Source organism: Pseudomonas sp. UF-293 (genome assembly GCF_058245595.1).
Genome location: NZ_JBSICA010000004.1, coordinates 231,784 through 244,362, shown reverse-complemented (window position 1 = coordinate 244,362; position 12,579 = coordinate 231,784). Strand labels below are relative to the sequence as shown.

12 protein-coding genes are annotated in these 12,579 nt (G+C 59.7%); 10 read left to right on the top strand and 2 right to left on the bottom strand.

The features are described from left to right. Window positions 1-5: 5 nt before the first annotated feature. Together argF and AC4IHP_RS07585 are read left to right on the top strand one after the other, a co-directional pair. The gene (gene argF / locus AC4IHP_RS07590) at window positions 6-926 is read left to right on the top strand and encodes an ornithine carbamoyltransferase (protein WP_490831347.1); all 921 of its coding nucleotides are present in this window, start codon (window positions 6-8) and stop codon (window positions 924-926) included. Next, window positions 923-2,032, top strand: a complete 1,110-nt coding sequence (locus AC4IHP_RS07585; RefSeq protein ID WP_490831346.1) for an ABC transporter ATP-binding protein — start codon at window positions 923-925, stop codon at window positions 2,030-2,032. Before argF ends, AC4IHP_RS07585 begins: the two co-directional genes overlap by 4 nt. Before the next feature lie 120 nt (window positions 2,033-2,152). Here the strand turns inward: AC4IHP_RS07585 and AC4IHP_RS07580 are convergent, their stop codons facing one another. Together AC4IHP_RS07580 and ybaK are read right to left on the bottom strand one after the other, a co-directional pair. Beyond that, on the bottom strand, window positions 2,153-2,935 hold the full coding sequence (locus AC4IHP_RS07580; RefSeq protein WP_460121164.1) for a PhzF family phenazine biosynthesis protein: 783 nt from the start codon (window positions 2,933-2,935) through the stop codon (window positions 2,153-2,155). Between the two features lie 99 nt (window positions 2,936-3,034). Next, window positions 3,035-3,505 carry a Cys-tRNA(Pro) deacylase gene (ybaK, locus tag AC4IHP_RS07575; RefSeq protein WP_460121166.1) on the bottom strand — a complete coding sequence of 157 codons (471 nt, stop codon included), beginning with the start codon at window positions 3,503-3,505 and terminating at the stop codon, window positions 3,035-3,037. A gap of 350 nt (window positions 3,506-3,855) precedes the next feature. Between ybaK and AC4IHP_RS07570 the strand changes: the two genes are divergently transcribed. The 8 genes from AC4IHP_RS07570 (at window position 3,856) to AC4IHP_RS07535 (ending at window position 12,538) form a co-directional block, all read left to right on the top strand. Then, the gene (locus tag AC4IHP_RS07570; RefSeq protein WP_490831345.1) at window positions 3,856-4,707 is read left to right on the top strand and encodes an MIP/aquaporin family protein; all 852 of its coding nucleotides are present in this window, start codon (window positions 3,856-3,858) and stop codon (window positions 4,705-4,707) included. 77 nt (window positions 4,708-4,784) lie between these two features. Then, window positions 4,785-6,287: a glycerol kinase GlpK gene (gene glpK, locus AC4IHP_RS07565; RefSeq protein WP_024014162.1), complete on the top strand. Its 1,503-nt coding sequence runs from the start codon at window positions 4,785-4,787 to the stop codon at window positions 6,285-6,287. 95 nt (window positions 6,288-6,382) lie between these two features. Beyond that, window positions 6,383-7,138, top strand: a complete 756-nt coding sequence (locus AC4IHP_RS07560; protein WP_007953179.1) for a DeoR/GlpR family transcriptional regulator — start codon at window positions 6,383-6,385, stop codon at window positions 7,136-7,138. Between the two features lie 243 nt (window positions 7,139-7,381). Then, window positions 7,382-8,917, top strand: a complete 1,536-nt coding sequence (gene glpD, locus AC4IHP_RS07555) for a glycerol-3-phosphate dehydrogenase (RefSeq protein WP_073473179.1) — start codon at window positions 7,382-7,384, stop codon at window positions 8,915-8,917. Between the two features lie 357 nt (window positions 8,918-9,274). Next, window positions 9,275-10,189, top strand: a complete 915-nt coding sequence (locus AC4IHP_RS07550; RefSeq protein ID WP_101162128.1) for a glutamate/aspartate ABC transporter substrate-binding protein — start codon at window positions 9,275-9,277, stop codon at window positions 10,187-10,189. A 200-nt stretch (window positions 10,190-10,389) separates the two neighbouring features. Continuing rightward, entirely contained in the window at window positions 10,390-11,136 is a 747-nt protein-coding gene (locus AC4IHP_RS07545) for an amino acid ABC transporter permease (protein WP_056790046.1), read from the top strand. Next, entirely contained in the window at window positions 11,136-11,807 is a 672-nt protein-coding gene (locus tag AC4IHP_RS07540) for an amino acid ABC transporter permease (RefSeq protein WP_016773391.1), read from the top strand. Before AC4IHP_RS07545 ends, AC4IHP_RS07540 begins: the two co-directional genes overlap by 1 nt. Beyond that, window positions 11,804-12,538 (top strand): amino acid ABC transporter ATP-binding protein, encoded by a 735-nt coding sequence (locus AC4IHP_RS07535; protein WP_016773390.1) that lies wholly within the window; start codon window positions 11,804-11,806, stop codon window positions 12,536-12,538. The genes AC4IHP_RS07540 and AC4IHP_RS07535 overlap by 4 nt, the downstream gene beginning before the upstream one ends. The last annotated feature ends 41 nt before the right edge of the window (window positions 12,539-12,579 follow it).

The following is a 12,579-nucleotide window of genomic DNA, read 5'->3' as shown; positions in this document are numbered from 1 at the left end:
CAATGATGAGCGCAAGGCACTTTCTCTCCCTGATGGATTGCACGCCCGAAGAGCTGGTCAGCGTGATCCGTCGAGGCGTTGAGCTCAAGGACCTGCGTAACCGCGGCGTACTCTTCGAGCCTCTGAAAAACCGCGTGCTGGGGATGATCTTCGAGAAATCCTCGACCCGTACCCGGATCTCATTCGAGGCCGGCATGATCCAGCTCGGCGGCCAGGCAATCTTCCTGTCCCCGCGCGACACCCAACTGGGCCGTGGCGAGCCGATCAGCGATTGCGCCATCGTCATGTCGAGCATGCTCGATGCGGTGATGATCCGCACTTTCGCCCACAGCACCCTCACCGAATTCGCCGCCAACTCGCGCGTGCCGGTGATCAACGGCCTGTCCGATGATCTGCACCCGTGCCAGTTGCTCGCCGACATGCAGACCTTCCTCGAACACCGTGGCTCGATCCAGGGCAAGACCGTGGCCTGGATCGGCGACGGCAACAACATGTGCAACAGCTATATAGAAGCGGCGATCCAGTTCGACTTCCAATTGCGCGTTGCCTGCCCGGAAGGCTACGAGCCGAACCCGGAATTCGTCGCCCAAGCTGGCGGTCGCGTGACGATTGTCCGCGATCCGCAGGACGCCGTGCGTGGCGCGCATCTGGTCAGCACCGACGTCTGGACTTCGATGGGTCAGGAAGAGGAAACTGCCAAGCGCCTCAAGCTGTTCGCGCCGTTTCAGGTCAACCGTGCCTTGCTCGACCTCGCTGCCGAGGACGTGCTGTTCATGCACTGCCTGCCGGCGCACCGTGGCGAAGAAATCAGTCTCGACCTGCTCGATGACCCGCGCTCCGTCGCCTGGGATCAGGCAGAAAACCGTCTCCACGCACAGAAGGCCCTGCTCGAGTTCCTCGTCGAACCGGCATATCACCACGCATGAGCCATGAATTACTGCTGAACCTGCGCAACCTCGCTTGCGGCTATCAAGACCAACGCGTGGTGCAGAACCTCAATCTGCACCTCAACGCCGGCGACATCGGCTGCCTGCTCGGCTCGTCGGGCTGCGGCAAGACCACCACCCTGCGCGCCATCGCCGGTTTCGAACCGGTGCACGAAGGCGAAATCACCCTCGGTGGCGAAACCCTTTCCAGTGCCGGTTTCACCCTGGCGCCGGAGAAACGCCGGATCGGCATGGTGTTTCAGGACTACGCGCTGTTTCCGCACCTGAGCGTGGCCGACAACATCGCCTTCGGCATCCGCAAGCACCCGAACAAGGTGCGCGTGGTCGAAGAACTGCTGGAATTGGTCAACCTGAAAAACCTCGGCAAGCGCTTCCCCCACGAGCTGTCCGGCGGCCAACAACAGCGGGTCGCCCTCGCCCGTGCCTTGGCGCCGGAACCGCAGCTGCTGCTGCTCGACGAGCCATTCTCCAACCTCGATGGCGAGTTGCGCCGCAAGCTCAGCCATGAGGTACGCGACATCCTCAAGGCCCGTGGCACCAGTGCGATTCTGGTCACCCACGATCAGGAAGAAGCCTTCGCCGTCAGTGATCATGTCGGCGTCTTCAAGGAAGGTCGGCTGGAACAGTGGGACACGCCCTACAACCTCTATCACGAACCGGCGACGCCTTATGTCGCCAGTTTCATCGGTCAGGGTTATTTCATTCGCGGCCAGCTCGTCAGTCCGGAGTCGGTGCAGACCGAGCTGGGTGAGCTGCGCGGTAATCGCGCCTACACCTGGCCAATCGGCGGCGCGGTGGATGTGCTGCTGCGTCCGGATGACATTGTTTACGCGCCGGACAGCGCATTGCAGGCGCAGATTGTTGGCAAGACATTCCTCGGCGCGGCGACCTTGTATCGCCTGCAACTGCCGACCGGCGCGCAGCTGGAATCGATCTTCCCCAGCCATGCCGATCATCTGATCGGGGCGCAAGTCGGGATTCGCGTAGCAGCGGATCACCTGGTGCTGTTCCAGGCTTCGGGCAGCACGGCGGCGCAGATACCGACTGTGGAAAACGGCGTCCGCCGGTTCAGCACCAGCCTCTGATCGACACGGGATCAAAATTGTGGGAGCGAGCCTGCTCGCGAATGCGGTGTTTCAGTCGCCGAAGATGTTGACTGAAAGACCGCTTTCGCGAGCAGGCTCGCTCCCACAGTTGGTTTTGCGTCAGCCTAAAAACAGGGTGCCGCTGGCCACCAGCGTCGCATGGCCGCCAATCTTCACCCGCTCCCCTTCCAGCCGACAGAACAACTCCCCGCCCCGCGCCGAGCGCTGGCACGCGCTCAGGTTCGACTTGCCCAGACGTTTGGCCCAGTACGGAATCAGACTGCAATGCGTCGAACCGGTCACCGGGTCTTCATCGATGCCGATGGCCGGGGCGAAATAGCGCGAGACGAAGTCATGCCGGTTGCCACGCGCAGTGACAATGGCGCCCAGCCACGGCAATTTCGCCAGCGCTGCCATGTCCGGTTTACAGTCGAGCACCGCCTGTTCCGAATCCAGCACGACGAACAGTTCGTTGGAGCCGAGCACGTCGACAGCTTCAACGCCGAGCGCCCGCTCGACATCCAGCGTCACGCCGATTTCCGACGGCACGATGGTCGGAAAATCCAGCCACAAGCGGTCGCCTTCACGGCTGACACTCAGCGGGCCGGATTTGCAGATGAAGTCGATGCGCTCAGCACTTTCCTTATAGATTTCGAACAGTACGAACGCGCTGGCCAGGGTCGCATGCCCGCACAGCGGCACTTCAGTGGTCGGGGTGAACCAGCGGATATGCCAGGCCTGGCCTTCGCGCACCAGAAACGCGGTTTCCGCCAGATTGTGCTCGGCGGCGATTTTCTGCATCAAGTCATCGGCCAGCCAACTGTCGAGCCGATAGACCATCGCCGGGTTGCCACTGAATGGCCGATCACTGAACGCGTCAACCTGATGAAACGCAAGTTGCATGATTTTCTCCCTGAGTTGGTCGGCCGAGCATGCAGTGGCGGCCCCGATCTCTACCAGTGACAGAAGTGCATTTTTTTCTTCATACAGCCGATGGTGAAACTACGCGCGGCCGATATCGGCAAACTTCGCCTGAGTGTGCTCGGCCAGCACCGCCGGCGCCAATTCCACTTCAAGTCCTCGCCGCCCGGCACTCACATAAATAGTGGCGAACCCCTGAGCGGAATTGTCGATGAAGGTGCGCAGGCGTTTCTTCTGCCCGAGCGGGCTGATGCCGCCCAACAGGTAGCCGGTAGAACGTTGCGCGGCAGCCGGGTCAGCCATTTCGGCTTTCTTCACTCCGGCGGCGTGTGCCAGTCCCTTGAGATCGAGCGTTCCGACGACCGGCACGACGGCCACCAGCAGTTCGCCTTTTTCACTGGCGGCCAGCAAGGTTTTGAACACCTGCGCCGGTTCGAGCGCGAGCTTCTCCGCTGCCTCCAACCCGTAGGACGCGGCCTTCGGATCATGTTCGTAACTGTGCACGCGATGTTCGGCACGAACTTTTTTCAACAAGTCCAACGCTGGGGTCATGGCAGCTCCGGGTTCGGCAATCTTTGAAAAACCTGCGGCCGATTCTAGGTCATCGCTGGGCAAAAGGCTCTATTCCAAGCCGCGAATCCCGGGGGTTCGCGCTGCATTCAAGCTGATCGCCGCGCTGATCATTCACACGGCGAATAGTTTTATTGTGACCGACGGTTCACTTTCGACCTTTGACAGGTTTGTTTCTTGTCTATATTTTTTCGAATCTGAATAATGTAAGAATCATGCTCCGCGCAGTACCCAGCAGTAACCCGGGAACCGAATGGGGATTCCGACCCGGTGAAGATCGCGCCCTGCTCCGTTGGCAAGGCGCTACACAAGAAAAAGAACCGAGGTTTTCAATGACAGCTGCTCTACCGCAACCATCGCTTTCCGGCCAATGCATGGCCGAATTCCTGGGCACTGCCCTTCTGATTTTCTTCGGCACCGGTTGTGTCGCCGCGCTCAAAGTCGCGGGCGCCAGCTTCGGCCTGTGGGAAATCAGCATCATCTGGGGCGTCGGCGTGAGCATGGCGATCTACCTCACCGCCGGGGTTTCCGGCGCGCACCTGAACCCGGCCGTGAGCATCGCTCTGGCAATCTTCGCTGACTTCGAAAAGCGCAAACTGCCGTTCTACATCCTTTCGCAGATCGCCGGCGCCTTCTGCGGCGCGTTGCTGGTCTACACGCTCTACAGCAATCTGTTCTTCGATTACGAACAAACCCACCAGATGGTTCGTGGCTCGGCCGCCAGCCTGGAATTGGCCTCGGTGTTCTCCACCTACCCGAACCCAGTGCTGTCGACGGCCCAGGCTTTCCTCGTCGAGATGATCATCACCGCAATCCTGATGGGCGTGATCATGGCCCTGACCGATGACAACAACGGCCTGCCACGCGGCCCGATGGCGCCGCTGCTGATCGGTCTGCTGATTGCCGTGATCGGCAGCGCGATGGGTCCGCTGACCGGATTCGCGATGAACCCGGCGCGTGACTTCGGTCCGAAACTGATGACTTTCTTTACCGGTTGGGGTGAAATTTCCTTCACCGGTGGTCGTGATATTCCGTATTTCCTGATTCCGATTTTTGCACCGATTGTCGGTGCCTGCCTCGGCGCCGCCGGGTATCGCGGGCTGATTGCCCGTCACCTGACCGGCGTCACACCTGCTACAAAGGATGCAGAACCGGCCATTGACGGCAAACCAAGAACTTCTTGAAACAGTCGGCGCCGGCTCCTGCCCATCCGAGCCTGCGCCACGGCCCACTCTCCCTTATTTCGTCCAAGGCAATCGACATGACCGACATTCAGAACAAGAACTACATCATTGCCCTTGATCAGGGTACGACCAGCTCGCGCGCGATCATCTTCGACCGCGATGCGAACGTGGTCTGCACCGCGCAGCGCGAATTCGTTCAGCACTATCCGCAGGCCGGTTGGGTCGAGCATGACCCGATGGAAATTTTCGCCACCCAGAGCGCGGTGATGGTTGAAGCGCTGGCACAGGCCGGCCTGCATCATGACCAGGTCGCCGCCATCGGTATCACCAACCAACGTGAGACTACCGTGGTCTGGGACAAGACCACTGGCCGCCCGGTGTATAACGCGATCGTCTGGCAGTGCCGCCGCAGCACCGAGATCTGCCAGCAGCTCAAGCGCGATGGCCACGAAGACTACATCCGCGACACCACCGGCCTGGTCACCGACCCGTACTTCTCCGGCACCAAACTCAAGTGGATCCTCGACAACGTCGAAGGCAGCCGCGAGCGTGCGCGCAACGGCGAGCTGCTGTTCGGCACCGTCGATAGCTGGCTGATCTGGAAATTCACCGGCGGCAAGGTGCATGTCACCGACTACACCAACGCCTCGCGCACCATGCTCTTCAATATCCATTCGCTGGAGTGGGATTCGAAGATGCTGGAGATCCTCGATATCCCGCGCGAGATGCTCCCGGAAGTCAAAGCCTCCTCGGAGATCTACGGTCGCACCAAGAGCGGCATCGCCATCGGCGGTATCGCCGGTGACCAGCAAGCGGCGCTGTTCGGCCAGATGTGCGTCGAGCCGGGCCAGGCGAAAAACACTTACGGCACCGGTTGCTTCCTGCTGATGAACACCGGCGACAAAGCGGTGAAATCCCAGCACGGCATGCTTACCACCATCGCTTGCGGCCCACGCGGCGAAGTTGCCTATGCACTCGAAGGTGCAGTGTTCAACGGCGGCTCGACCGTGCAATGGCTGCGCGATGAACTGAAAATCGTCAACGACGCCCACGACACCGAATACTTTGCCAACAAGGTCAAGGACAGCAACGGCGTGTACCTGGTGCCGGCGTTCACCGGTCTCGGCGCACCGTACTGGGATCCGTACGCCCGTGGTGCGCTGTTCGGCCTGACGCGCGGCGTGCGCGTCGATCACATCATCCGCGCCGCGCTGGAGTCGATCGCCTACCAGACCCGCGACGTGCTTGACGCCATGCAGCAGGACTCCGGCGAACGCCTCAAAGCTCTGCGTGTGGACGGCGGCGCAGTGGCGAACAACTTCCTCATGCAGTTCCAGGCCGACATTCTCGGCACCCAGGTCGAACGTCCGCAAATGCGCGAAACCACTGCACTGGGCGCGGCTTATCTGGCCGGTCTGGCCTGCGGTTTCTGGGGCAGCCTGGAAGAACTGCGCGGCAAAGCTGTGATCGAGCGCGAATTCGAACCGAGCCTTGACGAAACCGAGAAAGAGAAACTGTACAAAGGCTGGAAAAAAGCCGTCAGCCGCACCCGTGACTGGGCGCGTGAGGACGCTGAATGAGCCAGGCTGAGGACTGACTAAAGCTGGAAACTGGTCGGGAGCAGATTCCTGCGGCATCATGGGCAAATTTTGCACGGCAGCCCAAAGGAAGCCCCATGAATCTGCCTCCCCGTCAGCAGCAAATCCTCGAGCTGGTTCGCGAACGCGGCTATGTGAGCATCGAGGAAATGGCCACGCTGTTCGTTGTCACCCCGCAAACCATTCGCCGCGACATCAATCAGCTCGCGGAAGCCAATCTGCTGCGTCGCTACCATGGCGGCGCCGCGTACGATTCCAGTGTCGAAAATACCGCGTATGCGATGCGCGCCGATCAAATGCGCGACGAAAAGCAACGCATCGGTGAAGCCATTGCCGCACAGATCCCCGATCACGCCTCGCTGTTCATCAATATCGGTACCACCACCGAATCGATCGCCCGCGCCCTGCTCAATCACAGTCACCTGAAAATCATCACCAACAACCTGCACGTCGCCTCGATGCTCAGTGCCAAGGATGATTTCGATGTGCTGCTGACCGGCGGCAACGTGCGCCGCGACGGCGGTGTGGTCGGTCAGGCGAGTGTGGACTTCATCAACCAGTTCAAGGTCGATTTCGCCTTGGTCGGGATCAGCGGGATCGATGAGGACGGCAGCCTGCTCGACTTCGATTATCAGGAAGTACGAGTGAGCCAGGCGATCATTGCCAACGCACGGCAGGTGATTCTCGCGGCGGACTCGAGCAAGTTCGGGCGTAACGCGATGATTCGACTGGGGCCGATCAGCCTGATCGATTGCCTGGTCACCGATCAGCAGCCGGTACCGGCGCTGGCGCAGTTGTTGAGTCAGCACAAGATTCGTCTGGAAGTCGTTTAACCCGCAAGATCAAAAGATCGCAGCCTTCGGCAGCTCCTACAATGGGTTCACTCAACCTGTGGGAGCTGCCGAAGGCTGCGATCTTTGTTTTTAATGTTCGAAAATTTTCTTTTAATCGCCCTTCGATGAGTTTTTTCAATCGAACGCGACTGGCTGCGCGCGTGTTTATGGGCTACCATTTTCGCAAATGAACATTAATGTTCGATTTCCAAGACATAAAATCAAAAGAACCGAGGCCAGCCGATGTCCACCTCTACCTTGCGTACGCCCCCTCTCTCCGAGATCTATGACGTTGCCGTGATTGGCGGCGGGATCAACGGCGTCGGGATCGCAGCGGATGCCGCCGGTCGCGGTCTTTCGGTGTTCCTTTGCGAAAAAGACGACCTCGCCAGCCACACCTCGTCGGCCAGCAGCAAGCTGATCCACGGTGGCCTGCGCTACCTGGAACATTACGAATTCCGTCTGGTGCGTGAAGCGCTGGCCGAGCGCGAAGTGCTGCTGGCCAAGGCGCCGCACATTGTCAAACCGATGCGTTTCGTCCTGCCGCACCGCCCGCATCTGCGTCCGGCGTGGATGATTCGTGCCGGCCTGTTCCTTTACGACAACCTCGGCAAGCGCGAAAAACTGCCGGGTTCGAAAAGCCTGAAGTTCGGTGCCGACAGCGCGCTGAAAAGCGAAATCAAGAAAGGCTTCGAATACTCCGACTGCTGGGTCGATGACGCGCGCCTCGTGGTCTTGAACGCCATGGCCGCCCGCGAAAAAGGCGCGCATGTGCACACCCAGACCCGCTGTGTCAGTGCCCGCCGCACCAAAGGCTTGTGGCATCTGCACCTGGAGCGCGCCGACGGCAGCCTGTTTTCGATCACCGCCAAAGCCCTGGTCAACGCCGCCGGCCCGTGGGTCGCCAAGTTCATCCGTGACGACCTGAAGATGGAATCGCCTTACGGCATTCGCCTGATTCAGGGCAGCCACATCATCGTGCCGAAACTGTACGAAGGCGAGCACGCGCACATTCTGCAAAACGAAGATCAGCGCATCGTCTTCACCATTCCGTACCTGAACCACTTCACCCTGATCGGCACCACCGACCGCGAGTACACCGGCGACCCGGCGAAAGTAGCGATCACCGAAGGCGAAACCGATTACGTGCTGAAAGTGGTCAACGCCCACTTCAAGAAGCAGCTTAGCCGCGAAGACATCCTGCACAGCTACTCCGGCGTTCGCCCGCTGTGCAACGACGAATCCGACAACCCGTCTGCGGTCACCCGCGATTACACCCTGGCGCTGTCGGGCAGTGCTGAAGAAGCGCCGTTGCTGTCGGTGTTCGGTGGCAAGCTGACCACTTACCGCAAACTCGCCGAGTCAGCGATGGCGCAGCTGATGCCGTTCTTCACCCAGATGCGCCCGAGCTGGACCGCGACCGCCACCCTGCCCGGCGGTGAAGACATGACCACGCCAGAGGCGCTAAGCGCGCGAATCCGCGACAAATTCGACTTCGTGCCGACTGAAATCGCCCGGCGCTGGGCCGTCACCTACGGCAGCCGCACCTGGCGCATGCTCGAAGGTGTGGAATCCCTGGCCGACATGGGAGAGCACATCGGCGGCGGGCTCTACACCCGCGAAGTCGATTACCTGTGCAGCGAAGAGTGGGCCACTACGGCGCACGACATCCTGTGGCGCCGCACCAAGCTTGGTTTGTTCACCACGGCGGAGGAGCAACAGAAGCTCGCGACGTACTTGGGCAAGGTTGAACAAAACCGGAAGATCGAGGCCGCTTGATCTCACCGTGCAAATGAAAGCCCCTGAATCGAGAGATTCAGGGGCTTTTTTGTACCTCCGGCAATAGCCTGTCCATTGTGAGAGTGAACCAGCAAGGAATTCATTCGGTTTTCCGAACGCGACTCCACGGTCGATTCGGTTAACCGGATCACATCCTCGACGAATTACCGCCAAAAAACTTTAATAACGTTATAAAACAACCAGTTAACTTACTGCCACTGGTCTGGCACGACTCATGCTCTACACTCTCTCGACGAATGCCTGCTGTGCCGACACTTCAGGAGCCGTCAGGCATTCGAAGCACAAAAAGGGCCGACAAACTGGCTCCATAAAAAAAACAATGTCGAGGAAAATTTGATGCGCATCGTTCCCCATATCCTGGGCGCAGCCATTGCTGCCGCTCTGATCAGCACGCCAGTTTTCGCCGCCGAGCTCACCGGCACCCTGAAGAAGATCAAAGAGTCCGGTGTCATCACCCTGGGCCACCGTGACGCCTCCATTCCGTTCTCCTACATCGCTGATGCGTCCGGCAAGCCGGTCGGCTACTCGCACGATATCCAGCTGGCCATCGTCGAAGCGATCAAGAAAGACCTCGACCTGCCGAACCTGCAAGTCAAATACAACCTCGTTACCTCGCAGACCCGCATCCCGCTGGTGCAGAACGGCACCGTGGACGTCGAGTGCGGTTCGACCACCAACAACGTCGAGCGTCAGCAGCAGGTCGACTTCTCCGTTGGTATTTTCGAAATCGGTACCCGTCTGCTGTCCAAGAAAGACTCCAAGTACAAGGATTTCGACGATCTGAAAGGCAAGAACGTCGTAACCACCGCCGGTACCACCTCCGAGCGCATCCTCAAGGCGATGAATGCCGACAAGCAGATGGGCATGAACGTCATCTCCGCCAAAGACCACGGCGAATCCTTCCAGATGCTGGAATCGGGCCGCGCCGTTGCCTTCATGATGGACGACGCGCTGCTGGCCGGCGAAGCCGCCAAGGCCAAGAAAGCTGCCGATTGGGAAGTGACCGGCACGCCACAGTCGTACGAAATCTACGGCTGCATGATGCGCAAAGGCGACGAGCCGTTCAAAAAGGCTGTGGATGACGCGATCAAGGCCACCTACGCTTCGGGCGCGATCAACAAGATCTACGAGAAGTGGTTCATGCAGCCGATTCCGCCAAAAGGCCTGAACCTGAACTTCCCGATGAGCGACGAGCTCAAGAATCTGATCGCCAATCCGACCGACAAAGCGGCTGACGACAAGAAGTCCTGATTTTCTGACTAACCTTATCCCCTGAGGAGGCGCCTGCCTTTTCAGGGGATGGTCACTCCCTGCTGGCATTTTTCTGGAAACACTCGAACCGGTGGCTGTCGAGCCGATCGCGTGTGCCCGGTCTTTGAAAAAAGACTGGGGAGGGAACGGAGTTCCCCAGGCGGGCACTTGTACATCGATCGAATCGAGGGGAGACCCTAATGAATTACAACTGGGACTGGGGCGTGTTCTTCAAGTCCACCGGTGTGGGCAGCGAGACCTATCTCGACTGGTTCATCTCCGGCCTGGGCTGGACCATCGCCATCGCCGTCGTGGCGTGGATCATCGCCCTGCTGCTCGGCTCGCTGCTGGGCATCATGCGTACCGTGCCGAACCGCATCGTATCGGGCATTGCGACCTGCTACGTCGAGCTGTTCCGCAACGTGCCGTTGCTGGTGCAGCTGTTCATCTGGTACTTCCTGGTGCCCGATCTGCTGCCGCCGGATCTGCAGGAGTGGTACAAGCAGGACCTCAACCCGACCACCTCGGCGTACCTGAGCGTTGTCGTCTGCCTCGGTCTGTTCACCGCCGCCCGTGTCTGCGAGCAAGTGCGCACCGGTATCCAGGCGCTGCCGCGTGGCCAGGAATCCGCCGCCCGCGCGATGGGTTTCAAACTGCCGCAGATCTACTGGAACGTGCTGCTGCCCCAGGCCTACCGGATCATCATTCCGCCGCTCACCTCGGAATTCCTCAACGTGTTCAAGAACTCCTCCGTGGCGTCCCTGATCGGTTTGATGGAATTGCTGGCCCAGACCAAACAGACCGCCGAGTTCTCGGCCAACCTGTTCGAAGCCTTCACCCTGGCAACCCTGATCTATTTCACCCTCAACATGAGCCTGATGCTGCTGATGCGCCTGGTCGAGAAGAAAGTCGCGGTGCCCGGCCTGATCTCCGTGGGGGGTAAATAATGGAATTCGATTTCAGTGGCATCGTCCCGGCCATTCCCGGCTTGTGGAATGGCATGGTGATGACCCTCAAACTGATGGCCATGGGCGTGATCGGCGGGATGATTCTCGGCACGATCCTCGCGCTGTGCCGTCTGTCGCACAACAAGCTGCTGTCGAGCATTGCCGGCGCCTACGTCAACTATTTCCGTTCGATTCCGCTGCTGCTGGTGATCACCTGGTTCTACCTGGCGGTACCGTTCGTGCTGCGCTGGATCACCGGTGAAGACACGCCGATCGGCGCGTTCACCTCGTGCGTCGTGGCTTTCATGATGTTCGAAGCGGCGTACTTCTGCGAAATCGTCCGGGCCGGTGTGCAGTCGATTTCCAAGGGCCAGATGGGTGCCGCACAAGCACTGGGCATGAACTACGGGCAAATGATGCGCCTGATCATCCTGCCGCAGGCGTTCCGCAAGATGACCCCGCTGCTGCTGCAGCAGAGCATCATCCTGTTCCAGGACACCTCGCTGGTCTACACCGTGGGTCTGGTAGATTTCCTCAACGCCTCGCGCGCCAGCGGCGACATCATCGGCCGCTCCAATGAGTTCCTGATTTTCGCCGGTCTCGTGTACTTCATCATCAGCTTCGCCGCCTCGCGGTTGGTCAAGCGTCTGCAAAAAAGGTTCGCCGTATGATCTCTATCAAAAACATCAACAAGTGGTATGGGGACTTCCAGGTGCTGACTGATTGCAGCACCGAGGTCAAGAAAGGCGAAGTGATCGTGGTCTGCGGCCCGTCGGGTTCCGGCAAGTCGACGCTGATCAAGTGCGTCAACGCCCTGGAACCGTTCCAGAAAGGTGACGTTGTGGTTGACGGCACGTCGATCGCCGACCCGAAAACCAACCTGCCGAAACTGCGTTCGCGCGTGGGCATGGTGTTCCAGCATTTCGAGCTGTTCCCGCACCTGACCATCACCGAGAACCTGACCATCGCGCAGATCAAGGTGCTAGGCCGCAGCAAGGAAGAGGCGACCAAGAAGGGTCTGCAACTGCTCGAGCGCGTCGGCCTGTCGGCGCACGCCCACAAGCATCCGGGGCAATTGTCCGGTGGTCAGCAACAGCGTGTGGCGATTGCCCGTGCGCTGGCGATGGACCCGATCGTCATGCTGTTCGACGAACCGACCTCGGCGCTCGACCCGGAAATGGTCAACGAAGTGCTCGACGTCATGGTGCAACTGGCCCACGAAGGCATGACCATGATGTGCGTGACCCACGAAATGGGCTTCGCCCGTAAAGTGGCGGACCGGGTGATCTTCATGGATCAGGGCAAGATCATCGAGGACTGCCCGAAAGAGGAATTCTTCGGCGACATCAGCGCCCGCTCCGAACGCGCGCAGCACTTCCTCGAGAAAATCCTGCAGCACTAAAAAACCGCTCCCCAACTGTGGGAGCGAGCCCGCTCGCGAAT